The following is a 25,189-nucleotide window of genomic DNA, read 5'->3' on the forward strand; positions in this document are numbered from 1 at the left end:
GCCGCCTCGGCCCAGAACGCCTCGGGCTCGGACACCGAACGCGCATACATCTCCTCGTACCGCGCCGCATCAACATGCGCGTTCGATACGATGTCCGCCGAAGGTGCATAGGTCTTGTCCGTCATTTCGTGATCCTCCTCTTTGACATAAAGAAAAACCGCCCACGCCTGAAAAGGCAAGGGCGGCTGTGGGCGCGGATCGTGAGCCGACGGTGGATGTCAGATCGCGAGATACTCCGCGCGCAGCGACTCGTTTTCCAGAACTTCGGCGGCGGTGCCGTCAAACACGATGGAGCCGGTGTCGAGGATGATGGCACGGTCGGCCAGTTGCAGCGCGCGGATCGCGTTTTGTTCAACGAGGATGGTGGTCATTCCCTGCTCCTTGATGTGGCGCAGGGTCTTTTCGATCTCGTCCACGATCACCGGAGCCAGCCCTTCATAGGGCTCGTCCAGCAACAGAACCTTGATGTCGCGCGCCAAGGCGCGGGCGATCGACAGCATCTGCTGCTCGCCGCCGGACAGCGTCACACCTTCCTGCTTGCGCCGCTCGCCAAGGCGGGGGAACAGATCGTACAGCCGTTCGATCGACCATCCGATCGGCGGGGCGATTTGTGCCAATTGCAGGTTTTCCTCGACCGTGAGACCGGGAATGATGCAGCGGTCCTCGGGAACGAGACCCAGACCAACCGCCGCGGCCTCGTAGCTTTTCATCCTGTGCAGCGGCTTGTGATCGAGCCAGATTTCGCCGTGATTGACCTGCGGGCTGTCCATCCGGGCAATCGAGCGCAATGTCGTCGTCTTGCCGGCGCCGTTGCGGCCCAGAAGCGCGAGGATTTCGCCTTCATGGACGTTAAAGCTGATGCCCTGCACGATATAGCTTTCACCATAGTAGCTGTGCATGTCCCAGACCGACAGAAAGGCCGGCGCGGTTTCGGCCATGTTGGCGTGTTTGGAAAAGTCGGGTTTGACGTTCATGATTGTGTCCTTTCGCGCGGTCCGGTCATGCGGCTTCGCCGAGATAGGCTTCCTTCACCTTCGGATGGCCCTTGATGTTTTCCGGCGTATCCTCGACCAGCGGCGTGCCCTGGGCCAGAACGGTGATGCGTTCGGCCAGCGAAAACACCACATGCATGTCGTGCTCGATGATCGCGATTGTGATGTTGCGCTTGTCCTTGATCTCTTTGAGCAGATCGATGGTGTTGTTGGTGTCGGCGCGCGCCATGCCCGCTGTCGGTTCGTCCAGCAGCAGGAGCTTGGGGTTCTGCACCAGGCACATCGCCATCTCGAGCCGCCGCTTGTCGCCGCGCGACATCGAGGCAGAATGCATATCCCGCTTGTCGAGCATATTGACGTCTTCCAGCATCTGCTCGGCCTGATCGCGCAACTCGCCTTCACTGACGACCGAGCGGATGCCGTGCAGTGCGAACGACCCGTCGCGCTTGGCAAAGCAGGGGATCATCATGTTTTCCATCACCGTGAGGTCGCTGAAGATCTCGGGCGTCTGAAAGACGCGGGAGATGCCCATCTGGTTGATTTCGAACGGCGTGCGGCCGAGCACGGACTGACCGTCGAACATGACCGACCCGGTGTCGGGAATGAGCTTGCCGACCAGGCAATTGAGCAGGGTCGACTTGCCGGCGCCATTCGGGCCGATGATGGCGTGGCAGGTGTTTTCCGCCACGCTCAGGTTGACGTTTCCCAGCGCCTGTAGCCCGCCGAACCGCTTGTTGACGTCTTTGACTTCAAGAATTCCCATCGGTCCTGATCCTTATTCTGCGGGTTCGGTGGAGGTGGAACTGGTCGCGCCGGTTTTTTTGCGACCGAACAACGTGGCGATTTTCTGGCCCCCCTGAACAAGCCCGCCGGGCAGGAAGATCACCACCAGCATGAACACGATGCCCAGCGTCAGGTGCCAGCCCTTGCCGATGAACGGATAGATCATTGCCACGACAAGGTCTTCGAGCCCGTCGGGCAGGAAGGCGAACCATGTGTGCAGGATATCGCCGTTGATCTTGGAGATGATGTTTTCCATGTATTTGATCATGCCGGCGCCCAGCACCGGTCCGATCAGCGTGCCGACGCCGCCAAGGATGGTCATCAGAACGACCTCGCCCGAGGCGGTCCAGAACATCCGCTCGGCCCCGGCCAGCGGGTCCATCGATGCCATCAGGCCGCCTGCAAGACCGGCGTACATGCCCGAGATCACAAAGGCCGCCAGCGTGTAGGGGCGCGGGTTGAGGCCGGTGTAGTTCAGGCGCTGCTGGTTCGATTTGATCGCCCGCAGCATCAGCCCGAAGGGCGAGCGGAAGATGCGGATCGAGAGGTAGAACGCGATCAGCATGATCAGGCCGCAGAAATAAAAGCCGAAGTTGAAGGTGAACACCCAGCTTCCCAACGCCCATTCGATGCTGTCGCGCATTTCGATGCCAAAGAGGCTCGGCACCGGGATGTTGCCGGCACTTGCGGATCCGCTGTCGAGGATGCGCGGATCATCAAGCGCCAGTTGCAACCCGGTCTCGCCGCCGGTGATCGGAGTCAGAACCGAGTAGGCGAGTGCGAAGGACATCTGCGCGAAGGCCAGTGTCAGGATTGAGAAATAGATGCCCGAGCGTCTCAGGCTGACATAGCCGATGATGAGCGCGAAGACACCGGCGGTGATGACCGCGAGGATGATCGCCGGGATCACGTTCATGCTGAGCAGCTTGAACATCCAGACGGCGGCATAGGAGCCGACACCGAGGAACGCGGCGTGGCCGAAGCTGAGATAGCCGGTCAATCCGAAGAGGATGTTGAACCCGATGGCGAAGATGCCGAAAATCACAAAGCGCTGCATCAGGTCGGGATAGCCCGCGTTGAACTGGGCCCAGCCCGAATTTTCGGGAAAGGGGTTCAGAAGGAATGGCGCAAAGACGATGAGGGCAGCCACGACCAGAAGGAGGGACGCGTCTTTTTTGTTCAGTCCGAACATTGGATCAGTCCTCCATCACGCCCTTGCGGCCCATCAGGCCACGCGGACGCGTCAATAGAATGATGATGGCAACAAGGTAGATGATGACCTGATTGATGCCGGGGATGATGTCGATCACTTCGCGCATCGAGGCAAAGCTCTCCAATATGCCGAGCAGGAACCCGGCCAGAACCGCGCCGGGCAGCGAACCCATGCCGCCGACCACCACCACGACAAAGCTCAGCACAAGGAAATCCATGCCCATGTGATAATTCGGCGAGTTGATCGGCGTGTACATCACGCCGGCCAGACCGGCGACCGCCGCCGCAAGGCCGAACATGATGGTGAACCGCTTGTCGATATTGATGCCAAGAAGGCCGACCGTTTCACGATCTGCCATGCCTGCGCGCACGACCATGCCGAATGTGGTGAATTGCAAAAAGGCAAACACGGCACCGATGATCAGCGCAGCAAAGGCGAAATAGACCAGACGCCAGTAGGGATAGATGATCGTTCCGGGGTCGAACCCGATCAGCGCGCCGAAATCGAACGACCCGCGAAAGGCATCGGGGGCAGGCGTCTGGATCGGGTTGGCGCCGTAGTAATACTTGATGATCTCTTGCAGTACGATGGCAAGGCCGAAGGTCACAAGGATCTGGTCGGCATGGGGGCGCTTGTAGAAATGCTTGATCAACCCGCGCTCCATGACGACACCGATCACGATCATCACCGGTATGGCGAACAGGATCGACAGGGGAACGGCCCAGTCAATGAGTGTTGCGCCCATGTTCTCGCCAAAGAGGTTGTAGATGTAGGGCACGTCGCGTGTTTGCGGATTGCCGAGGAAATCGACCTCTCCGGGAACGGCGACCTCGTGACTGAGGCTGAGCAGGCGCGACAGGGTGACGGCGCAGAACGCGCCGATCATGAACAGCGCACCATGCGCAAAGTTCACCACACCAAGCGTGCCGAAAATGAGTGTCAGGCCAAGCGCGATCAGCGCATAGGCAGAGCCCTTGTCGAGCCCGTTGAGAATTTGCAGGATTATGGCGTCCATTGCCCCCACCTTTTGCGGTCAGACGTGTGGAAGTGCAGGCGACCCGAGCATGTGGGCCGCAAAGGCGAAGGGTGGGCATATGCTGCCCACCCTCGAGATCGGCTCAAGCCCCGTTGTTGCAGGTTCCCAGCGCACCGCCCGAGAATTGCGGGTGATCGGGAGCATAGGTGACCTGATCCACCGGCGTGACTTCGACGATTTCCACAAGGTCGAACTCGTTTTCCGGGTTTTCCTTGCCGCGCACGACAACCACGTCCTTGAAGCACTGGTGATCGTCGGCGCGATAGAGCGTCGGGCCGCTGCCCAGACCGTCGAACTCGAACCCTTCGAGCGCCTCGACAACCGCGCAAGGTGCAAACGAGCCCGCACGCTCGACCGCGTCTGCGTAAAGCAGGGTCTGAACGTAGCAGGTATGGGCGGCCTGGCTGGGCGGGAAGCCGTATTTTTCGCCAAAGGATTTCACGAACGCGTTGGTGCCGCTGTACTTTGCACCGAGTTCGTTTTCCAGTTTCCAGTCCCAGTTCTGCGACCCGAGGATACCGGCGATGTTGGAGCCGGCACCGCGCGCCATCAGCTCGGAATAGAGCGGCACGACGATCTCGAACTGCTTGCCGTTGGCTTCGGCGGCACGCAGGCCGAACTGAACCGCGTTGGTCAGCGAGTTCACCATGTTTCCGCCGTAGTGGTTCAGAACCAGCACATCCGCGCCCGATTGCAGAACCGGCGTGATGTAGGACGAGAAGTCGGTCTGCGTGAGCGGTGTCTTGACCGCAGCGACCGTTTCCCAGCCAAGTGCTTCGGTCGAAGAGCGGATCGCTTCTTCGGTGGTGTAGCCCCAGTTGTAGTCCGCCGTCAGGTGATAGGCCTTGCGGTCGGCACCGTATTCCTTGGCCAGGATCGGCGCGAGCGCGGCGCCAGACATGTAGGAGTTGAAGAAGTGGCGGAAGCCGTTGGCCCGCTTGTCCTTGCCGGTCGTGTCGTTGGCATGGGTCAGACCGGCCATGAAGATCACGCCCGCTTCCTGACAGAGCGCCTGAACAGCAACCGCGACGCCCGAGGACGAGCCGCCGGTGATCATCACCGCGCCGTCTTTTTCGATCATCGACTTGGCAGACGCGCGCGCCGCATCCGATTTGGTTTGCGTATCGCCGGAAACGAACTCGACCTTCTTGCCAAGGATACCGTTGCCCTGAAGCGACTTGGAGCTGAACGTTTCCATCATGCCGTTGTCGGCACCGGTGCCGTTCAGATGCTCTACAGCCAGTTCGTAGGCGCGCAGCTCGTCAGCGCCCTCGTCAGCATACGGTCCCGACTGGGGTACGTTGAAGCCGAGCGTCACGGTCGAGCCGGTGGGCGCGTTGGTAAAGCCGCTGTCCTGTGCGGACAGATAGGTCGGCAGTGCCAGCCCCGCACCGGCGACGGCTCCGGTCTTGAGCACGCCGCGACGTGTCAGGTTCCCTTTGATCATAGTATCCTCCCAAAATTTCGTAGGCCGGCGGTTTTGATCACCGCCTGTAGCGCACTTATGTGCTGGGTGATTATCCGCTATGCGTTGAAAACATAGCAATAAGCGCTTTGCGTCGAACGATTTTTCTGTCAAAAAATCTACACTGCGATGCAGAGGTTTGTAAATTTATTGTTTTTGCACCGCAGAAAGCGCTTGAAAAAAATCAGGAAATGCCGATGTCCCGCGACACTCTGACAGGCAGCCGAATTCGCGAACGACGGGTGATGGCCGGCATCAAGCAGTCGGAATTGGCCAAACGGGCGAATATTTCGCCGTCCTATCTCAATCTCATTGAACACAACCGGCGCAGAATCGGCGGAAAATTGCTGGTCGATATCGCACATGCCCTGAAGGTCGAGCCGACCTCGCTGACCGAGGGTGCTGAGACCTCGCTTCTGGCTCATTTGCGCGAGGCCGCGACCGATACCAAACTGCCCGCTGCCGAATTGTCGCGGATCGAGGAATTCGCAGGTCGCTTCCCCGGCTGGGCGGCGCTTCTGGCTGACAACCAGCGCCGGGTCGAAACCCTCCAGCGCAGTGTCGAGGCGTTGACCGACCGTCTGACACATGACCCGCATCTGGCAGCGTCGTTGCACGAAATGTTGTCGACCGTGACAGCGATCCGGTCGGCGGCGTCGATCCTTGCAGAGCCGGGGGAAATCGAACCGGAATGGCAGCGCCGGTTCAACCGCAACATTTACGAAGACAGCGCGCGACTGGCCGATTCCAGCCGCAGCCTCGCGAAATATCTTGAGAAAGCGGACTCCGAAGCGTCCGAAACCAACGCGCCGCGAGACGAGGTGGATGCGGTGTTCCAGAGAACCGGCTTTCATCTGCCGGCGCTTGAAACTCCGGCCGCGCAGGTGGATGCGGTCATTGATGATCTGGGTCGCGGCCTGTCGCAATCCGCGCGCTGGCTTTTGCACCGCACGGTGACGCGTTATCGCGCGGATGCAGAGCTGATGCCCCTTGCGCGCTGCGCCGAGATCGTCGCGCAGACCGGGAGCGATCCGCTGGCGCTTGCGACGCAATTCGGAACCGATATCGCCAGCGCCATGCGCCGCTTGGCCCATTTGCCCGAAGACATCTTGAGTGAACCTGTCGGCCTAGCTATCTGTGACGGCTCGGGTGTGACGACGTTCCGCAAGCCGCTGCCGGAATTTCCGCTGCCGCGGCTCGGTGCGGGGTGCGCGCTCTGGCCGCTCTATCGCGCGCTGTCGCGTCCGATGATGGTGCACGCCGAACTGGTCGAACACTCTGCGCGCACGTCGGCCCGTCACCGTGCGATCGCCATCGCGCAACCGGTCGGACCGGCGAAGCTGGGGCAAGACGTCTTGTTCGAAAGCCATATGCTGATCGTGCCGGAACCCAAACGAGACACCACCGAGGCGATCCGCGAGGTCGGGCTGACCTGTCGCATCTGCCCGCATCCCAGGTGCGAAGCGCGGCGAGAGCCGTCGATCATGATCGCGACCGACACGCGGATGTTTTGACACATGTTTTGACACAATGGTCGCGACAGGTTTTAGTTGAACCAAGGCTGGCACACGAAAGCCCAAAGAGACCAGTCGGTTGCTGCACCGGAGGAGGGCGCGGATGTCAAAGCAGGTTCTGTTGATCGAGGATGAGCCGAATATTATCGAAGCAATCAGTTTCATCCTGTCGCGCGATGGCTGGGTTGTGAAAACCCACTCCAACGGGGCCGATGCGGTCAACGCGGTGCGCGATCGAAAGCCGGATGTGGTGATCCTCGATGTGATGCTGCCGGGGAAAAGCGGCTACGACATCCTGCGCGAACTGCGTGCCGACCCGATGACCGAGGCGCTGCCAGTGCTGATGCTGACCGCACGCGGGCAGACCAAGGACCGCGAAATCGCCGAACGTGCGGGCTGCGACGCGTTCATGAGCAAACCGTTTTCCAACGCCGACATGCTGGACACGGTGAGAGCCTTGGCGGCAAAATGACCGAAAGGTCGGACCGGCCCGGAACGCCAACCGTGTTTCGAGAAAAGCGCACCTACCGGCGCCGGCGCATGATCGACGCGGCGCGGCTTGCGCCACTGGTGGTCTTGTTCTTGTGGCTGCTGCCGATGGCCTGGCCTCAGGACGGGCTGGAACAGATCAGCAGTGCGACTGCCTTCATCTATATCTTCGGCATCTGGGCAGTGGTCATCATGTGCAACTGGGCCTTGTCGCGTGCCTTGCGGCACAGTCTGGATGACGGCGCGGACACCGACACATGAGCACGTTCAACATCCTTGTCGCCGTCTGCATCGGTTACGTCCTGTTTCTCTTTGCCGTGGCGTTTGCGGCAGATCGCCTGGCAATGCAGGGCCAGAAATCATGGCTGCGCTCGCCCTTGATCTATACGCTGTCGCTGTCGATCTATTGCACGGCCTGGACATTTTACGGCGCTGTCGGATCGGCGGCGCGCACCGGGTTCGAATACCTGACGATCTATCTCGGCCCGACCCTGGTGATGGTCAGCTGGTGGTGGTTGTTGCGCAAGCTGATCCGCATCGGGCGCACGCAGCGCATCACGTCGATCGCCGATCTGATCTCGTCGCGCTACGGCAAATCGAGCCTTCTGGCAGCCGGAGTCACGATCCTCGCGGTGATCGGCACGACGCCCTACATCGCCCTGCAATTGCAGTCCGTCACGTTGTCGTTTTCGGTGTTCGTGCCCGATACCACAACCTCGCCCGACGATCACGGCGGCACGCTGGCGCTGTATCTTTCCATCGGTCTGGCGGTCTTCACTGTTCTTTTCGGCACGCGAAACCTCGATGCAAAAGAGCGTCATGACGGTGTGGTCATGGCCATTGCCGTGGAGGCGGTGGTCAAGCTTGTGGCGCTGATGTCGGTGGGCATATTTGTCGTCTGGGGTTTGTCCGGCGGCGTGTCAGAGGCATTGGCGCGGATCGACGCGTCGGAATTTGGCGCTTGGCAGACCGACCGCAGCCGATGGGCCGGATTGATCTTTCTCTCGGCCGCCGCCTTTCTGTGCCTGCCGCGCACTTTTCAGGTTCTCGTCGTGGAAAACGGCGATGAAGGGCATCTGCGCACGGCGAGTTGGGCGTTTCCACTGTATCTCGGGCTGATGAGCCTGTTCGTCGTGCCGATTGCCGTTGCCGGTCTCGATCTGCTGCCCGACGATGCGAACCCGGATCTGTTCGTGCTGACCATTCCCTTGGCGTTCGGTCAGGACGGGCTGGCGATGCTGTCTTTTCTCGGCGGGTTCAGTTCGGCCACGTCGATGGTGATCGTCGCTGCGATCGCGCTGTCGACAATGGTGTCGAACCACATTGTCATGCCGATATGGCTGCGCTTCAGAACGCGCGGCGCCAGTGTGTCGGGCGATGTGCGCCACGCCGTCCTGATGGCGCGGCGGATCTCCATCGTCGCCGTTGTGATGCTGGGTTATCTATACTACCGCGTCTCCAGTGGCGGAGAGGCGCTGGCCGCCATCGGGCTTGTCGCGTTCTGCGGTCTGGCGCAGGTTCTTCCAGCCATGATGGGCGGCATCTTCTGGCGCGGTGCCACCCGGCTTGGCGCGTTCGCGGGATTGACCGCCGGGTTTGTGACCTGGCTTTACACCTTGTACCTGCCGAGCCTCGATGCAGGCGCGATCCTGCCGCTGTCGGTGATCGAGCAGGGACCGTTCGGTCTGACATGGCTCAAGCCGCATGCGTTGTTCGGAATTTCGGGCATCGACGAGCTTATGCACGCCCTGCTGTGGAGCATGACGTTCAATGTGGTGTCTTTCGTGGGTGTTTCGTTGCTCAGCTTCCCGTCGCCATTGGAGCGCTTGCAAGCGGCGCAATTCGTCAACATCTTCGAGCATTCGACCGATACGCGCCGCTGGTCGGGTGGTGTTGGCCAAACAGAGGATCTGCTGGTCATGGCGCAGCGCATCCTTGGTGCCGCGGAAGCGCAAACGCTGTTTGCCCGTTATGCCCGCCGCCAGGGCGCACGCGGCGCGTTGCCCTATCCGACCCCCGATTTCCTTCAGGCGCTTGAGCGCGAATTGGGAAGTTCCGTCGGCGCTGCAACGGCGCACGCGATGGTGGGCCAGATCACCGGCGGCATGACGGTGTCGGTCGAGGATCTGATGGCGGTGGCGGACGAGACGGCGCAGATGCTCGAATACTCCGCGCGCCTCAAGGAGCAATCCGAGGAGTTGAGCCGCACCGCGCTGGAATTGCGCAACGCGAACCAGAAGTTGACCCGGCTGTCGATCCAGAAAGATGCCTTTCTCAGTCAGATCAGCCACGAATTGCGCACGCCGATGACCTCGATCCGAGCGTTTTCGGAAATCCTGCGCGATACGGACAAGATGCAGCCCGCCGATCAGTCGCGCTACGCCTCCATCATCCATGACGAGGCACAGCGCCTGACCCGTCTGCTGGACGATCTGCTGGATCTGAGCGTGGTCGAGAACGGGCAGGTGAACCTCAATCTGCGACAGGGTTTGCTGAAAGACGTGCTGGACCGTGCGGTTTCCTCGGCAGCGATTGGCGAGGACGGTGCGCAGTTCGAGATCGAGCGGATACCCGACGACGAGGCCATCATGCTGCACACCGATCTTGACCGTCTATGTCAGGTGTTCATCAACCTCATCGCAAACGCGCGCAAATACTGCGACGCGCCGAACCCGCGACTGGTCATCCGGGTGCGCCAGACCGCCGAAAACGTGGTGATCGACTTCCAGGACAATGGCACTGGCATTTCCGCCGAGGCCGCCGACATGATCTTCGAGAAATTCGCCCGTGTCAGCGACCAGAAAGCAGGCGGAGCAGGATTGGGACTGGCGATTTGCCGTCAGGTGATGACGCGTCTGGGCGGGTCGGTCGACCACATTCCAGCCGCCAAAGGCGCGACATTCCGTGTCGTTTTGCCGAACCGTCTGGCACTGGCGGCACAATAATCTTCATCTCGACCGGATTTGCTAAACCCTTGGTAACCAATTCTCGCCATAACCGACCTGCGCGGTGAGAAGGGCTTTTGCGGAGATATGACAGTCGAGGCGTCGGACACGGTTCTGGAACGAAAGGCACGGGCACAGCGCAAGGCACGCAATGTCGGTGCGGTTTCGATACCCCGCGCCCTGGGTCGCGGATTGTCCATCGCAGCCGATGCGCTTTGGGGGCTTGGGCTTGGCGCCAGTTTGCACAAGGACGATACGCTTGAAACCGATGTGGCGCTTGACAGAGTGTCCGATGATCAACTGTTGATCGTCATCGAGTGCGAAAACCGCGCCGCCGGGCTTGTGGCAATCGACCGGGATCTTGTGACCGGCCTGATCGAGGTGCAGACCTTGGGAAAGGTGACGCGCTTTCCACTCGACAGCCGCGCCTTTACCCCGACCGACGCCGCGATGATGGCCCCGTTGATCGACGCCGCACTGCCACGCTTCGCGTCGATGCTGGCGGGACAGCCCGAGATGTCGCATCTGCAAGGCTACAGTTTCGGCGCGCTTGTCGAGGACCGTCAGACGGGTGGTCTTGCGCTTGATGCACCCAGTTATCAGGTCATCATGCTCGACATCTCGCTCGCGCAGGGAACACGCAAGGGGCGGATGGTGTTTCTGTTGCCCGAGGCTGAAAAACCCGCCGACGGCGATGACAAGCCGGGCAGCGAAGGCAGACACGCGGCGACGCTCAAACTGGTTCCGGCGCGGATGCAGGCGGTGCTGACGCGAATTCACATCCCGCTCGACAAGGCGCAATCGCTCAAACCCGGTGATGTGCTGGCGATCTCGCCCGAGGCGATCAATTCGGCAATGCTGGTCGTGAATGGCGGCCACATCGCGGCGCGTGGCAAGATGGGGCAGATGAACGGCTTTCGCGCCGTGCGCATCGGCGCGGCGAGCAGCCCCTTGCATCAGCCCGCGGCGCCGCAAAAAACCGACATGGTTTCAGCCCCCGACGACGTGCCGCAACAACCCCGCATCGCGCCACCGTCCCAGACCGAAAACATCGATTTCGGCATATCACTCGATACGCAACTCGACGACCTCGCCGCCAGCTTGTCCGACCCTTAGGATCAGGAGCGGGCGTGCGCGGCGGTCGCCTCGAGCGCCGGGCGCAATCCGGACAGGTCGTATCCGGCGCGTCTCGCGGTGTCCAAGATCGCATCGGTCGGCATAGCGCCCGCCTCGCTCAACGCCCAGACGACCGAGGATCGGGTTCCGGATGCGCAATAGGCCAGCACCGGACCGTCAGAGTCCTCAACAATGGCCGATTGGCGCGCAATGCGGTCGGGGGTCATGGTTTGATGGGTGATCGGCAGAACCTCAAAGCGCAGCCCGGCCGCCTCCATCGCGGTGCGAATGATTTCGGCGTGGTGCGACGGCGGCACTTCTTCGTCGGGCCGGTTGCAGATCACGGTGGTAAAGCCCGCAGATTTGATAGCGGCGGCATCCCCGGCGCTGATCTGCGGTGACACGCTATAGCGCTCTGTGATTGGTCGAATATCCATGAATGTGTCCTACTGCGCGGGCACAACTCTGTCCAGCCACGCCCGAACGGGGGGCATTCCCGCCATGCCGACCAGCATCGCCGCCAGAAAGATCAACCCTTCGCTGCCGCCATAGCTGAGCGACGCGATCGCCGGGCCGGGACACAAACCCACCAACCCCCATCCCATGCCGAACATCACCGACCCGATGACCAGGTTGCGGCCCAGCCTCGGCTCTGGAGGTGGCGGCATCGCGTCGCCAAGAAGCGCATAGCGCCGCCGCGCTGCAACCCTCCACGCAATCGCCATCGGTATGATCGCGCCACCCATGACGAAAGCCAGCGTCGGATCCCAATCGCCGAATATGTCAAGCCACCCCTGCACCTTGCGGGTGTCTGTCATACCCGACACGAGAAGCCCCGCGCCAAACAAGCCGCCGGACAGGAATGCGAACAGCGCGCGCATCAGATCACCCCCAAAACGTGACGGAAGACCACGACACAAAGGCCGCCTGCCAGAATATAGAACACCGTTGCCACCATGCCGCGCAGCGACAGCCGCGAGATCCCGCAAACCCCGTGGCCCGACGTACACCCGTTGGCCAGCCGTGTGCCAAACCCCACCAGCAGACCAGCGGCGATCAAGAGGACGACGTTGCCGGTGGCGTATGTGTCCTTCGGGCCGACAAGACCCAGCAGGGCAAACGGCACGAGCGCCACGCCCAGCAGAAAGCTGAGCTTTTCGAGCCGGGTTCCGACGCCGCTGCCATCGACAAGCGCGCCGATGATGCCACTGGCGCCCATGATCCGCCCGTTCGCCAACAGAAAGACAGCTCCGGCGGTGCCGATCAGCGCTCCGCCGATCAGCCCGTAAATCCAGTCCGGGTTCATCGGTTACAATCCGTTCACAGGCACTTTGAGGAAGACCTTTCCGTCGTCATCCGCAGGTGGCATTTGCCCGGCGCGCATGTTGACCTGCAACGACGGAATGATCAGTTTGGGCATCGCCAGTGTTGCGTCCCGGCGGTCTCGCATTTCGACAAAGGTCGATTTGGAGGCATTGCCGCCGACATGGACATTGCCCGCCTTTTGCGCCGCGACCGTGGTTTCCCAGGCAAAATCCTCGCGCCCCGGCGCCTTGTAGTCATGGCCGACAAAAATGCGGGTCTCGTCGGGCAGGGCCAGAATTTTTTGCACCGAATCGTAGAGTTCAGAGGATGAGCCGCCCGGAAAATCGCAGCGTGCGGTGCCGAAATCGGGCATGAACAACGTGTCACCCACAAAAGCGGCGTCGCCAATCACATATGTCAGGCACGCCGGCGTGTGGCCCGGCGTGTGCAGCACGTCAGCGCGCATCTGACCGATGTGGAAACTGTCGCCTTCCTTGAACAGCCTGTCGAACTGGCTGCCATCGCGTTGGAATTCCGATCCCTCGTTGAAGACCTTTCCGAACGTGTCCTGAACAACCTGAATGCGGTCGCCGATCCCGATCTTGCCGCCCAGAGCCTCTTGCAGATAGGGCGCGGCGCTGAGGTGGTCGGCGTGAACATGGGTTTCGAGCAGCCATTGCACATCCAGCCCGTGTTCGTTGACAAAGGCGATCACAGCATCGGCAGACTTGGTATCGGTGCGGCCCGACGAATAATCGAAATCAAGAACGCTATCGACAATCGCGCACGCACTGCCCTCGGGGTCGCGCACCACATACGAGATGGTATGTGTCGCGTCGTCAAAGAATGCGGTAATATCAGGTCTCATGGTCGGGCTCCTGTTTGCGCTTAACATATAAACATTGTTGAATACGTGGCAAGGGTGTCGGGAGGTGGCTTGTGTCATGGCCAGACCCCGAAGTAGGAGCGATCATGGCAACGCCTCGGTTTCACCGCTACGCGATCTATCATCTTCCGACCGGATCGCTCGGCCGGTTTGGCGCGGCGTGGTTGGGGTGGGATCCGGTGACGGCCCGTTACCGGCCAAATGACGAGACTTGTGAATGGACAGCAATACCGCGCCGTTACGGGTTTCATGCAACACTGAAAGCCCCGTTCGAGTTGCGCGAGAGCGCGACAGTCGATGCGCTTGACGCCGCGGCAGAGGCTTTGGCGCAGTCTCTTGCACCGGTGCACATCTCAGCACTTGAGCCGACTTGGCTGGGCAGATTTCTTGCGCTGGTCCCGTCGGCGCCGTCACCGGAGCTTTGCGCGCTGGCTGACCAGTGCGTGACGACACTCGATCCGTTCCGCAGGCCGACACCGGAAAAAGACCGCGAGAAATACGAGGCGCGCAACCTGAGCGCGGAGCTGCAGAGTAACCTTGCGACCTGGGGCTATCCCTATGTTCTCGACGCATTTCGCTTTCATCTGACGGTGACAGGACGGGTGCCGAAGGCGGCAAGACCGGCGGTCGAAACCGCCCTTGCCTCGCGGCTGCCTGACATGACGCAAGGCTACACGCTCGATAGGATCTCTCTGATGGGCGAAGATGCGGACGGCTGGTTTCACCAGATCAATGCCTATTCGCTGGCGGCGTGTCCCGCTGGGTCGGACAAATAGGCCAATACGTCATTCTTGCCGATCACCCCGATCTGCGCGCCTTGATCAATGACCGCGAGGTCGGTCGGGCTGCTGACAAGGGTTGTCATCACTTCTTGAACACGCGCATCGGCATCGACGCTGTCCGCACCCGAAACCGCCGTACCGGCCCGCATTACATCGCGGGCGCGCAGTACACCGAGGGGATTCATGTGTTGGACGAAGTCCGCCACGTAAGGGTTTGACGGATTTCTGAAAATATCCTGCGGGGTGCCGCATTGCACGATCCGTCCGCCTTCCATGATCGCGATGCGATTGCCGATCTTGAACGCTTCGTCCAGATCGTGGCTGACGAAGATGATGGTGCGCTGAAGCTTTTCCTGAAGCTCCAGCAGATCATCCTGTAGCTTTGTGCGGATCAGGGGGTCCAGCGCCGAGAATGGCTCGTCCATCAAAAGGATCGGCGCATCCGTCACAAACGCCCGCGCAAGCCCCACGCGCTGCTGCATTCCGCCCGACAATTCGGCCACCTTGCGATCCGCCCACTCGGCCAGACCCACCATTTCAAGCTGCGCCTCGACGCGCTCGGCACGTTCGGGCTTGTCCATTCCGCCAAGCTCCAGCCCAAGGCCCACGTTCTCGCGCACGCTGCGCCAGGGCAGCAGCCCGAATTGCTGAAACACCATCGCCACATGATGCAGCCGAATACGCCGCAAAGTCGCCTGATCGGCATGGGTCACGTCAACCATGCCAGAGCCGTCATGCACCCGCACAGAGCCGCGCGCGACAGGGTTCAAACCGTTGACCGCGCGAAGCAGCGTGGATTTGCCCGATCCGGAGAGGCCCATCAACACGAGGATTTCGCCCTCGGCCACATCGAGCGTGCAATCATGCACGCCCAGCACCTGACCGGTTGCGGCCTGAATTTCGCTTCTGCTCTGGCCCGCATCCATCAGCGGCAGCGCCAGTTCCGGTTTGTCGCCGAACACGATGGACACATTGTCGAATTCTACGCGATGACCGCTCATTTGGGACGCTCCATGCGCAACATGCGGTCAAGAATGATCGCCACGACCACGATGACGAACCCGCTTTCGAAGCCCTTGGCCGTGTTCACCTGATTGAGCGCGCGCACCACCGGCACACCCAGACCATCAGCCCCGACAAGCGCCGCGATCACCACCATCGACAGCGACAGCATGATCGTCTGGTTGAGTCCGGTCATGATCTGGGGCAGGGCCGAGGGCAGTTCGACCTTCCAGAGCAATTGCCGTCGTGTCGCGCCAAAGGCTTGTGCCGCCTCGATCAATGGCAGGGGCGTGGAACTCACCCCCAGATGGGTCAGACGGATCGGCGCGGGCAGCACGAAGATCACGGTGGCGATCAGCCCCGGCACCATGCCGATGCCGAAAAATACAATTGCCGGAATGAGATAGACGAAGGTTGGCAGGGTCTGCATGAGGTCCAGTACCGGCCGCATCCACGCATATAGGTTCGGCCGGTGCGCCACCGCGATGCCGATGGGTACACCAACTCCCATGCACACCACGCAGGCCGACAGCACCAGCGTCAGGCTTTCGGTCGTTTCCTCCCAATAGCCCTGGTTGATGATGAACAGAAATCCGAGAAAGACGAACAGGCTCACTTTCCAACTGCGCTGAAGCGCCCAGGTCAGAGCGACGAAGATCGCGACGATCACCAGCGGATGCGGCGTTTGCAGCAGCCACAGAAAGCCGTCGATCATCGCTTCCAGCCCGTCCGACAGCGCATCGAAAAAGAACGCGCCGTTGCGTTCGAGCCAATCAAAGCCATCCCCGGCGATCTGTCCCACCGGGATCTTGTTGTCCGTCAGCCAATCCATACCGCGGCCTTGTCGATTCAGAAATTACCGGCGCGACCTGTACCTGCCGCGCCGGACCGGGCTCAGTTCAGCAGAGCCTTGCTGGCCTGTTCGAACGCGTCGTCATCGCCCTCGACATCCTTGACCCCGTCCAGCCACGCTTTCAGCGTCTCGGGGTTCTTCTCGATCCAGAGCGCAGCGGCCTCGGCGGGCTCTTTCCCGTCATTGAGGATACCGCTCATGATTTCGTTCTCCATCGCCAGGCTGAATTCCAGATTGCCCAGCAGTTTGCCGACATTCGGGCATTCGTTCACATAGCCTGCGCGGGTGTTGGTGAACACGGTCGCACCGCCAAGATTGGGGCCGAACCAATCGTCGCCACCGGTCAGGTAGGACATCTCGAAATTGGCATTCATCGGGTGCGGCTCCCATCCCAGAAACACCACCGGCTCGCCGCGCTCGTCCGCCCGCGCGACCTGCGCCAGCATGCCTTGCTCGGAGCTTTCGACGACGTCAAAGCCTTTCAAACCAAAGGCATCGGCCTCGATCATGTCCATGATCAGGCGGTTGCCGTCATTGCCGGGCTCGATGCCGTAAATTTCGGACTCGAGCGCGTCTTTGTGGGTTGCGATGTCGCCAAAGCTGGTGACGCCAAGATCGGCGGCTGCCTTGTTCACGGCCAGCGTGTACTTCGCGCCTTCAAGGTTTGCGCGCACCACGTCCACGGTTCCCGCTTCGCGGTAGGGGGCGATATCGGCTTCCATCGTGGGCATCCAGTTGCCCAGAAAGACGTCGACATCCCCCTCGGCGAGCGCCGTGTAGGTGACCGGCACCGACAGCACCTTGATGTCGGTCTCATAGCCAAGAGCATCGAGGATGACCGTCGTTGCCGCTGTGGTCGCGGTGATATCGGTCCAGCCGACATCGGAAAAGACGACCGTGTCGCACTCGGCCGAGGCGACCGTGCCCGCACAGATCGCGGCGATGGAAAGTGTGGTCTTCAACATGATGTTCAATCTCCCTGTTGGATGCTCGCCATTTTTGTTGATTGACGAGTCAATAAAAAACGCCTTACCGTCCGGCTCCGATCCCCCTGACGGAGCAGAACGTGCCGAAACTTGGAATGGAACCTATACGCCGCGCGGCGCTGGTGAAAGCCACGATTGCAGAGATCGGCAAAACCGGCTCTCTGGACGTGACCGTGGCGCAAATTGCCCGCCGCGCCGGTATGTCATCTGCGCTGGCGCATCACTATTTCGGCGGCAAGACGCAAATCTTCCTTGCTGCAATGCGCCACACGCTTGGCGTCTACGGCGCCGAGGTGCGCGGTGCTCTGGCGATGGCGCATGGCCCGCGTGCCCGGACCGAAGCGATCATTCGTGCCGGTTTCACCCGGTCCAACTTCCGCCGCGAAACGGTTGCCGCGTGGCTGAACTTCTACGTCCTGGCGCAATCGAACGATGCAGCGCGGCGGCTTCTGACAGTCTATCAACGCCGCCTGCACTCCAATCTGGTCTTCAACCTTCGGCCTCTGGTCGGTGCGCGCGCGGGCGAGGTGGCGCTACGGCTCTCTGGGCTGATCGACGGGCTTTACCTGCGCGAAGCGCTGCGACAGGACGCGCCGTCGGGTGAGGATGCGACGCGCCAGGTGCTGACAGCGCTGGATCGCGAAATCGAATTTACGGGCAAGGATACCGCCACATGAGCTATGACACACAGCCCAAAGCCAGCCACTTCATCGACGGCGGGTATGTTGAGGACACGAGCGGCACTCCCATCGCGGTGATCTATCCCGCCACCGGCGAGCAGATCGCGACCGTTCACGCCGCCACGCCCGCCATCATCGAGCGCGCGCTCGCTTCGGCGCAGCGCGCGCAAAAGCAATGGGCGGCGATGACGGGCACAGAACGGGGCCGCATCCTGCGCCGCGCGGCCGATATCATGCGCGAGCGCAACCGCGACCTCTCGGTCTTGGAGACCTACGATACCGGCAAACCCTTGCAGGAAACGCTGGTCGCCGACGCCACCAGCGGTGCCGACGCGCTGGAGTATTTCGGCGGCTTGGCCGGCAGCCTGACCGGCGAGCATATCCAGTTGGGCGAGGACTGGGTCTACACCCGCCGCGAACCCCTTGGAGTTTGCGTCGGGATCGGCGCGTGGAACTACCCGACCCAGATCGCCTGCTGGAAGGCCGCGCCGGCCTTGGCCTGCGGCAATGCGATGGTGTTCAAGCCGTCCGAAACCACGCCGCTTTGTGCGCTGAAAGTGGCGGAAATCCTGCATGAGGCCGGAGCGCCCGCAGGAATATGCAACGTCGTGCAAGGCATGGGCGAGGTGGGCGCGTCCCTCGTCACCGATCCGCGCGTTGCCAAGGTGTCGCTCACCGGGTCGGTTCCGACGGGCAAGAAGGTCTATGCCGCGGCGGCAGCGCAGATGAAGCATGTCACGATGGAACTGGGGGGCAAATCGCCCCTGATCGTGTTTGACGACGCAAATCTCGAAAACGCCGTTGGCGGCGCGATCCTTGGCAACTTCTATTCCTCCGGACAGGTCTGTTCCAACGGCACGCGGGTGTTCGTGCAAAAAGGCATCAAGCAGGCGTTCCTCGACCGGCTGGCCGAACGCCTGAGCAACGCCGTAATTGGCGATCCGCTGGACGAGGCCACAAGCTTTGGCCCGATGGTCAGCGAGAAACAGTTGAATATCGTGCAGGATTACATCGCGACCGGCCAAGCCGAAGGCGCGCGGCTGGTCACTGGCGGCGAGCGTTTGCAGCGCGACGGGTTCTTCCTGCAACCGACCGTCTTTGCCGATGTGACAGACAACATGACCATCGCGCGCGAAGAGATCTTCGGCCCCGTGATGGCGGTGCTCGATTTTGACACCGAAGACGAGGCCATCTCCCGCGCCAACGATACCGAATACGGTCTGTCGGCCGGCGTCTTTACCAATGATGTCACGCGCGCCCATCGTGTTGTTGCGCAGTTGCAGGCCGGCACCTGTTTCATCAACTCCTACAACGACGCGCCGGTCGAAGCCCCATTTGGCGGCACCAAGATGTCGGGCGTCGGACGTGAGAATTCGCGCGAGGCGCTCAATCATTACAGCGAATTGAAATCCGTTTATGTCCGCATGGGCGATGTCGAGGCGCCGTTCTGATGTCACAGGCTCCAGATCTCAAACCCGCAAGAAAACCAGTGGATTTTATCAAATGGATCGCGACGATCGTTCAACTTGTGGGCTATGGACTCACCGGGTTGAATATCGTGCCATGGAACGTCTTTGCCTTTTTTGCCGGGATCATTCTGTGGTTCGCGGTCGGGTTCTTGTGGAAAGACAGGGCCATCATGGTGGTTCATCTCGGCGCATTCATTTCCTTGTTTGTCGGTTATCTGAATGCCTGAAAGGCAGGCCGATTACCTCATCGTCGGGGCAGGCTCGGCCGGGTGTGCCTTGGCCTATCGCTTGTCCGAGGCAGGGCGGTCGGTGATTGTCATCGAGCATGGCGGATCGGATGCGGGGCCGTTCATCCAGATGCCGGGCGCGCTCAGTTTTCCGATGAGCATGAGGCGTTATGACTGGGGCTTTCGCACCGATCCCGAGCCGCATCTGGGCGGGCGCAGAATGGCGTGTCCGCGTGGCAAGGTGGTTGGCGGGTCGTCGTCGATCAATGGCATGATCTATGTGCGCGGTCATCCGCAGGATTTCGATCACTGGCGCGATCATGGCGCAGCGGGCTGGGGCTATGCGGATGTTCTGCCCTATTTTCAACGGCTTGAGAATTGGCATGACGGCGGGCACGGGGGCGACCGGGATTGGCGCGGCTCCGAGGGTCCGGTGCACATCACGCGCGGATCGCGGGACAATCTGCTGACGCGCGCCTTTGTTCAGGCGGGCGAACAGGCCGGGTATGGCGTGACCGGCGATTACAACGGATACCGGCAGGAAGGCGTCGGGCCATTCGATATGACAGTCTGGCAAGGTCAGCGCTGGTCGGCGGCCAAAGCCTATTTGCGCCCCGCCCTGAAGCGGGATAATTGCAGCTTGGTCAATGCCTTGGCGCAACGTGTCATCGTCGAGAACGGGCGCGCTGTTGGCGTCGAGGTGATGCGCAAAGGACGGATCGAGGTGATCCGGGCCAGTCGCGAAGTGATCCTTGCGGCTTCGGCGATCAACTCTCCCAAGCTGTTGATGCTGTCTGGCATCGGGCCTGCCAAGCACTTGAAAGATCACGGGATTAACGTGGTCGCGGACCGGGCCGGGGTGGGGCAGAACCTTCAGGACCATCTGGAGGTCTATGTGCAGGCGGCGGCCAGCAAACCGGTGAGCCTGTTCAAGTATTGGAACCTGATGGGCAAAGCCTATGTGGGTGCGCGCTGGTTGCTGACGAAAACCGGACCTGGCGCGTCTAACCAGTTTGAAAGTGCTGGATTTATTCGCTCGCGCGCAGGGATCGACTATCCTGATTTGCAGATCCATTTCCTGCCCATCGCGGTGCGCTATGACGGGCAGACGGCGGCGGAAGGACATGGTTTTCAGGCCCATGTGGGGCCGATGCGGTCCAAATCGCGCGGCGCGGTAACGTTGCGGTCGGGCGATCCGGCGGACGACCCACGCATCCTGTTCAATTACATGAGCCATGACGACGATTGGACCGACTTCCGCCAAGCCATCAGGTTGGTGCGCGAAATCTTTGCACAAGAGGCCTTCGCGCCCTTTTACAAGCATGAAATTCAGCCCGGAGACAATGTGCAAAGCGATGAAATGCTTGACGATTTCATCCGCTCCCATGCCGAGAGTGCTTATCATCCCTGCGGCACCTGCAAGATGGGTGACCGGTCCGATCCGTCATCTGTCGTCGATCCCGAATGTCGGGTGATCGGGGTTGACGGGCTTCGGGTGGCCGACAGTTCGATCTTTCCACGTATCACCAATGGCAACCTCAACGCGCCGTCGATCATGGTTGGTGAGAAGGCGTCCGATCACATTCTGGGCCAATCGTGCTTGCCTGCGGACAATCGCGCACCTTGGGTTCACGCCGAATGGCGCACCAGACAGAGGTGAGCGGTACGGATCGTACGGTTGAACCGTACGGCAGACCGGTACGGGTCACGCGCGATCACGGATAAGTTCTGTAACCTCGCCCGACGATCCCTTATGTAGGCGAAATGGAAGACTCGCTCTCTAATATGATTGCCTGCCCCAAATGCGACGCGCTGCATTACCTGCCGCATGTCGAGATCGGGGAAAAGGCGCAATGCGTGCGCTGCGGCACAGTGCTCATGGCTCCCAAGGAAGGGGCGATGACGCAGATCGTGATGCTGTCGGCGACGGCGCTTGTTCTGATGATCGCGGCGGTGTTTTTTCCGTTTCTGGAACTGAGCACACACGGGCTGGGAAACAAGACATCGGTGTTTGACGCGATCCTGGCGTTTTCCCACGGGTTGATGTTGCCGCTGTCCTTTGCGGTGGCGGCGCTGATCGTGGTGTTGCCGATGACGCGGTTCATCGCGCAGATTTATGTCTTTGCGCCGATGGCGCTGGGCTGGGCTCCGGCGCCGCAGGCGGGCAAGGTGTTCCGGCTGGCCGAACGCATCCGCCCCTGGGCGATGGCCGAGGTGTTCATCATCGGCGTCGCCGTCGCGTTGGTCAAGGTGGCGGGGCTGGCGCAGGTGACGCTCGGGCCGGCCTTCTGGGCCTTTGTCGGGCTGGTGATCATTACAATTCTCAAAGACAGTTTCATGTGTCGGGTGACGGTATGGCAAACGCTGAACGCGCGCAGCCCGTCCTGACGGCGCGCGCCGCCGGGCTGGTGGGCTGTTCGCAATGCGGACGGGTGCACCCGCTGGGGACACAGACCTGTTCGGTGTGCGGAGCGCATCTGGAAAGCCGCGACACCGCGAGCCTGCAAAAGGTCTGGGCGTGGCTGTTCGCCGGAATCGTGGTTTATATCCCGGCCAACGTCTATCCGATGCTGCGCACCTCGACGCTGGGGCATACGACGGAAAGTACCATCGTGGGCGGTGTCTTCGATCTGCTGGATCACGGCGCGATCGGTATCGCGATCATCGTCTTTGTGGCCTCGGTCATCATTCCGGTGAGCAAGTTCATCTCGATCGCCTATCTGGCGTTCCGGGTGCAGCGCGGGTTGCCCGGAACGGCGGCGCATTTCCATCTGTACGAGGTGGTCGAGTTCATCGGGCGGTGGTCGATGATCGACGTGTTCGTCGTGGCGATCCTGTCGGCACTGGTGCAACTGAACTTCGTGGCGTCGATCAATCCGGGCATCGCCGCTATAAGTTTCGCCCTTTCGGTTGCATTCACGATGGTTTCCGCCAATAGCTTCGACCCGAAACTGATCTGGGACAGCCGGGAAGGACCCCACACGTGAGCGAACCCACTGTCGCAGAAATGAAAGTCACGCCGCCGCGTAAATCCATCTGGCGCAACCTGTCTTTTGTCTGGCTGGTGCCGATCATCGCGCTGGGCGTGTCTTTGGGCATTGCGTGGCAAAGCTTTGCGGATCGCGGCACCCTGATCGAGATTTCCTTTGGCAATGCATCCGGCGTTGTCGCGGGGGAAACCACGCTGCGCTACCGCGATGTGGTGATCGGGCAGGTCGAGGACGTGCGCTTTTCCGGCGATCTGGGCCGGGTGCTGGTTTATGTTCGCGTCGACAATGATGTGGTTCCCTTCATTGACGCGGATGCAGCATTCTGGGTGGTGCGCCCGGAGGTCTCAGCGCGCGGGATCAGCGGATTGTCGACCGTTCTGTCGGGCGTCTATATCGAGGGCGCGTGGGACAATGCACCCGGCACCGGAGCGCGCGAGTTCGAAGGCTCCGACGCGCCGCCACTGGTGCAGCCGGGGCGGGCGGGCAAGCGGATCACGCTGGCCACGGATGACGGCACGACGATTTCCAACGGATCACCGGTGCTGTTTCGCGGCGTCGAGGTGGGCCAGCTGGAAACGCCGCGCCTGTCGGCCGATGGGCGCACGGTGCTAGTCGATGCCTTTATCGAAGCGCCCCATGACGCGCGCCTGACGCAGGCGACGCGGTTCTGGGACACGTCGGGTTTCGAGCTGTCGTTCGGCACCTCGGGGTTTTCGGTCGATTTCGATTCCATCGCGTCGTTGCTGACCGGCGGCATCGTGTTCGACAACATCTATGACGACGGCGAAGAGATCTCACCGGGGTATGTGTTCACGCTGTTCAAGGACGAAACCGAGGCGCGGCGCAACCGGCTGGTGCGCGGGCCTGCGCAAGGGGTGGCGTTTTCGATCCGGTTTGACGAATCGGTGAACGGTTTGGAAGCGGGCGACGATGTCACCTATCAAGGGCTTGATGTCGGTGTCGTCACCGAATTGCGCTCGCGCGTGGTGGATACCGGGTATGGGCCGGAATTGTCGTTGCTGGTGGATGTGTCGATTGACCCGCAGCGCATGGGCTTGCCGCCCGAGGCCACGCCCGAGGAAACGGTGGAGTTCTTCCGCTTTGCGGTATCGACGGGAATGCGGGCGCGGTTGGCGACGCAAAGCCTTTTGAGCAGCGATTTGCGGGTCGAACTGGTTGTGCTCGACGATGCGGCGGCTGCCGAGTTGATCGAGGCGGACGGCGAAGCGCCGCGCCTGCCGAGCATCGAATCCAACCTGTCCGACTTTACTGCGACCGCCGAGGGCGTGCTGGAGCGGATCAATGCGTTGCCGGTCGAAGAGGTGATGCAGCAGGCCATCAGCCTGATGGACGCGGTCGAGAGCCTGGCGCGCAGTGAAGATTTGCAGCGCGTGCCAGGGTCGGCGGTGGCGTTGATTGACGACACCAGGGCGCTGGTGGGAAGCGAAGCCTTGCAGGCGATCCCGGCGCAGATCGAGGAGGCGGTGGCGGATGTGAGGCAGATGGTTGCGGATGTACGCTCCGGCGGCGCAATCGAGTCGCTCAACAGTGCGCTGGCCAGTCTGGACGAGGCGATGCTGGGCGTGAACGAAGCGTCGAAAAGTGCGCCCGCTCTGGCGCAGAACCTGGCAAAGCTGACCGAGGAGGACATTCCTGCGGTGTTGAGCGAATTGCAGGCGGTGGCGACAACGGCGAAAGAGCTTGATCTGGATGCGCTGGTGACGAGCGCGACGCAGACGCTGGACCGGATTGACGCGCTGATTGCAGACGAAGCGGTGCAGGCCATTCCAGAGGCGGTGACAGCGGCGATTGGCGATGTGCGTCAGGTGGTGGCGGATGTGCGCGCGGAAGGCGCGGTTCCGGCGCTGGGCAATGCCCTGCGCAATCTGGATCGCGCGATGGCCGATATCAGCGTGGCGTCGCAGGATGCGCCCGCGCTGACGGCCAACCTGCGCAAGATCACCGAAACCGACATTCCCGAATTGCTGGCCGAACTTGACGCGGTGGCGCAGACGGCCAAGGATCTGGAATTGCAGGCGCTGGTGGACAGCGCCACCGGGACTCTGACCCGTGTCGACGCGCTGATCGGCAGCGACGACACGATGGAAATGCCCGGAACGATCAATGACGCGCTGACCGAGATGCGGCTGGCGCTGGCCGAACTGCGCGAGGGCGGGGTGGTCGAAAACCTGAACGCGACGTTGCAATCGGCATCGGACGCCGCTGCGTCTGTGGCGACCTCGGTCGAGGATTTGCCGAACCTGACGGCCCGTCTGGAGCGTCTAGTGGCCGAGACCGAGAGCGTGATTTCGTCATATGGCGAGCGATCCGACTTCAACCAGCAGACGCTGTCTGCGCTGCGCGAGGTGAGAGATGCGGCCAGATCCATATCGGAACTGGCGCGTGCAATTGAACGCAGCCCCAATTCGCTGATTTTCGGGCGATGAGAAAGGAAT

Annotated in this window: 25 protein-coding genes; 13 read left to right on the forward strand and 12 right to left on the reverse strand. The window is 61.3% G+C overall.

Going from position 1 to position 25,189, the window contains the following annotated elements:
• Window positions 1–218: 218 nt before the first annotated feature.
• From ACGKZZ_RS10045 to ACGKZZ_RS10065, 5 genes are all read right to left on the reverse strand, one after another.
• The gene (locus tag ACGKZZ_RS10045; RefSeq protein WP_411223431.1) at window positions 219–974 is read right to left on the reverse strand and encodes an ABC transporter ATP-binding protein; all 756 of its coding nucleotides are present in this window, start codon (window positions 972–974) and stop codon (window positions 219–221) included.
• 25 nt (window positions 975–999) lie between these two features.
• Complete coding sequence (locus tag ACGKZZ_RS10050; protein WP_411223432.1) at window positions 1,000–1,755, reverse strand: ABC transporter ATP-binding protein; 756 nt, start codon at window positions 1,753–1,755, stop codon at window positions 1,000–1,002.
• 12 nt (window positions 1,756–1,767) lie between these two features.
• Window positions 1,768–2,967, reverse strand: coding sequence for a branched-chain amino acid ABC transporter permease (locus ACGKZZ_RS10055; protein ID WP_411223433.1), 1,200 nt, complete (start codon window positions 2,965–2,967; stop codon window positions 1,768–1,770).
• Window positions 2,968–2,971: 4 nt separating this feature from the next.
• Entirely contained in the window at window positions 2,972–4,003 is a 1,032-nt protein-coding gene (locus ACGKZZ_RS10060; protein ID WP_411223434.1) for a branched-chain amino acid ABC transporter permease, read from the reverse strand.
• A gap of 103 nt (window positions 4,004–4,106) precedes the next feature.
• Window positions 4,107–5,471: a substrate-binding protein gene (locus ACGKZZ_RS10065; RefSeq protein WP_411223435.1), complete on the reverse strand. Its 1,365-nt coding sequence runs from the start codon at window positions 5,469–5,471 to the stop codon at window positions 4,107–4,109.
• A gap of 215 nt (window positions 5,472–5,686) precedes the next feature.
• Here ACGKZZ_RS10065 and ACGKZZ_RS10070 point away from each other — a divergent pair, with 215 nt between their 5' ends.
• From ACGKZZ_RS10070 to ACGKZZ_RS10090, 5 genes are all read left to right on the forward strand, one after another.
• The gene (locus tag ACGKZZ_RS10070) at window positions 5,687–7,003 is read left to right on the forward strand and encodes a helix-turn-helix domain-containing protein (protein ID WP_411223436.1); all 1,317 of its coding nucleotides are present in this window, start codon (window positions 5,687–5,689) and stop codon (window positions 7,001–7,003) included.
• Window positions 7,004–7,106: 103 nt separating this feature from the next.
• Complete coding sequence (locus ACGKZZ_RS10075; protein WP_411223437.1) at window positions 7,107–7,475, forward strand: response regulator transcription factor; 369 nt, start codon at window positions 7,107–7,109, stop codon at window positions 7,473–7,475.
• A complete protein-coding gene (locus tag ACGKZZ_RS10080) occupies window positions 7,472–7,753 on the forward strand; it encodes a hypothetical protein (protein WP_411223438.1) in 282 nt (93 codons plus the stop codon). Before ACGKZZ_RS10075 ends, ACGKZZ_RS10080 begins: the two co-directional genes overlap by 4 nt.
• Window positions 7,750–10,437, forward strand: coding sequence for an ATP-binding protein (locus ACGKZZ_RS10085; RefSeq protein WP_411223439.1), 2,688 nt, complete (start codon window positions 7,750–7,752; stop codon window positions 10,435–10,437). Before ACGKZZ_RS10080 ends, ACGKZZ_RS10085 begins: the two co-directional genes overlap by 4 nt.
• Before the next feature lie 87 nt (window positions 10,438–10,524).
• Window positions 10,525–11,553, forward strand: coding sequence for a FliM/FliN family flagellar motor C-terminal domain-containing protein (locus ACGKZZ_RS10090; RefSeq protein ID WP_411223440.1), 1,029 nt, complete (start codon window positions 10,525–10,527; stop codon window positions 11,551–11,553).
• Window positions 11,554–11,555: 2 nt separating this feature from the next.
• Here ACGKZZ_RS10090 and ACGKZZ_RS10095 read toward each other — a convergent pair whose 3' ends face one another.
• Genes ACGKZZ_RS10095 through ACGKZZ_RS10110 form a run of 4 tightly spaced genes read right to left on the reverse strand, consistent with a single transcriptional unit; the run spans window position 11,556 to window position 13,726 of the window.
• Window positions 11,556–11,990 carry a TIGR01244 family sulfur transferase gene (locus tag ACGKZZ_RS10095; RefSeq protein ID WP_411223441.1) on the reverse strand — a complete coding sequence of 145 codons (435 nt, stop codon included), beginning with the start codon at window positions 11,988–11,990 and terminating at the stop codon, window positions 11,556–11,558.
• Between the two features lie 9 nt (window positions 11,991–11,999).
• Window positions 12,000–12,434, reverse strand: coding sequence for a DUF6691 family protein (locus tag ACGKZZ_RS10100; RefSeq protein ID WP_411223442.1), 435 nt, complete (start codon window positions 12,432–12,434; stop codon window positions 12,000–12,002).
• Entirely contained in the window at window positions 12,434–12,859 is a 426-nt protein-coding gene (locus ACGKZZ_RS10105; RefSeq protein WP_411223443.1) for a YeeE/YedE family protein, read from the reverse strand. The genes ACGKZZ_RS10100 and ACGKZZ_RS10105 overlap by 1 nt, the downstream gene beginning before the upstream one ends.
• A gap of 3 nt (window positions 12,860–12,862) precedes the next feature.
• Entirely contained in the window at window positions 12,863–13,726 is an 864-nt protein-coding gene (locus ACGKZZ_RS10110) for an MBL fold metallo-hydrolase (protein WP_411223444.1), read from the reverse strand.
• Window positions 13,727–13,830: 104 nt separating this feature from the next.
• Here ACGKZZ_RS10110 and ACGKZZ_RS10115 point away from each other — a divergent pair, with 104 nt between their 5' ends.
• Window positions 13,831–14,520, forward strand: coding sequence for a DUF1045 domain-containing protein (locus ACGKZZ_RS10115; protein WP_411223445.1), 690 nt, complete (start codon window positions 13,831–13,833; stop codon window positions 14,518–14,520).
• Here the strand turns inward: ACGKZZ_RS10115 and choV are convergent.
• From choV to choX, 3 genes are all read right to left on the reverse strand, one after another.
• Window positions 14,481–15,527, reverse strand: a complete 1,047-nt coding sequence (gene choV, locus ACGKZZ_RS10120) for a choline ABC transporter ATP-binding protein (RefSeq protein ID WP_411223446.1) — start codon at window positions 15,525–15,527, stop codon at window positions 14,481–14,483. The genes ACGKZZ_RS10115 and choV overlap by 40 nt on opposite strands.
• Entirely contained in the window at window positions 15,524–16,360 is an 837-nt protein-coding gene (choW, locus tag ACGKZZ_RS10125) for a choline ABC transporter permease subunit (RefSeq protein WP_411223447.1), read from the reverse strand. Before choW ends, choV begins: the two co-directional genes overlap by 4 nt.
• Window positions 16,361–16,422: 62 nt before the next feature.
• Window positions 16,423–17,346: a choline ABC transporter substrate-binding protein gene (gene choX / locus ACGKZZ_RS10130; protein WP_411223448.1), complete on the reverse strand. Its 924-nt coding sequence runs from the start codon at window positions 17,344–17,346 to the stop codon at window positions 16,423–16,425.
• 116 nt (window positions 17,347–17,462) lie between these two features.
• Here choX and betI point away from each other — a divergent pair, with 116 nt between their 5' ends.
• From betI to ACGKZZ_RS10165, 7 genes are all read left to right on the forward strand, one after another.
• Complete coding sequence (gene betI, locus ACGKZZ_RS10135; protein ID WP_411223449.1) at window positions 17,463–18,044, forward strand: choline-responsive transcriptional repressor BetI; 582 nt, start codon at window positions 17,463–17,465, stop codon at window positions 18,042–18,044.
• Window positions 18,041–19,498 carry a betaine-aldehyde dehydrogenase gene (betB, locus tag ACGKZZ_RS10140; RefSeq protein ID WP_411223451.1) on the forward strand — a complete coding sequence of 486 codons (1,458 nt, stop codon included), beginning with the start codon at window positions 18,041–18,043 and terminating at the stop codon, window positions 19,496–19,498. The genes betI and betB overlap by 4 nt, the downstream gene beginning before the upstream one ends.
• A gap of 38 nt (window positions 19,499–19,536) precedes the next feature.
• Window positions 19,537–19,743, forward strand: coding sequence for a DUF6552 family protein (locus tag ACGKZZ_RS10145; protein WP_411223452.1), 207 nt, complete (start codon window positions 19,537–19,539; stop codon window positions 19,741–19,743).
• Window positions 19,736–21,403: a choline dehydrogenase gene (betA, locus tag ACGKZZ_RS10150; RefSeq protein ID WP_411223453.1), complete on the forward strand. Its 1,668-nt coding sequence runs from the start codon at window positions 19,736–19,738 to the stop codon at window positions 21,401–21,403. Before ACGKZZ_RS10145 ends, betA begins: the two co-directional genes overlap by 8 nt.
• Before the next feature lie 125 nt (window positions 21,404–21,528).
• Window positions 21,529–22,131 (forward strand): paraquat-inducible protein A, encoded by a 603-nt coding sequence (locus ACGKZZ_RS10155; protein ID WP_411223454.1) that lies wholly within the window; start codon window positions 21,529–21,531, stop codon window positions 22,129–22,131.
• Window positions 22,098–22,730, forward strand: coding sequence for a paraquat-inducible protein A (locus tag ACGKZZ_RS10160; protein WP_411223455.1), 633 nt, complete (start codon window positions 22,098–22,100; stop codon window positions 22,728–22,730). The genes ACGKZZ_RS10155 and ACGKZZ_RS10160 overlap by 34 nt, the downstream gene beginning before the upstream one ends.
• Window positions 22,727–25,180, forward strand: a complete 2,454-nt coding sequence (locus ACGKZZ_RS10165) for an MlaD family protein (RefSeq protein WP_411223456.1) — start codon at window positions 22,727–22,729, stop codon at window positions 25,178–25,180. The genes ACGKZZ_RS10160 and ACGKZZ_RS10165 overlap by 4 nt, the downstream gene beginning before the upstream one ends.
• Window positions 25,181–25,189: the final 9 nt, after the last annotated feature.

The sequence above is a fragment of the Marivita sp. S2033 genome (assembly GCF_046592965.1).
GTDB lineage: Bacteria > Pseudomonadota > Alphaproteobacteria > Rhodobacterales > Rhodobacteraceae > Marivita.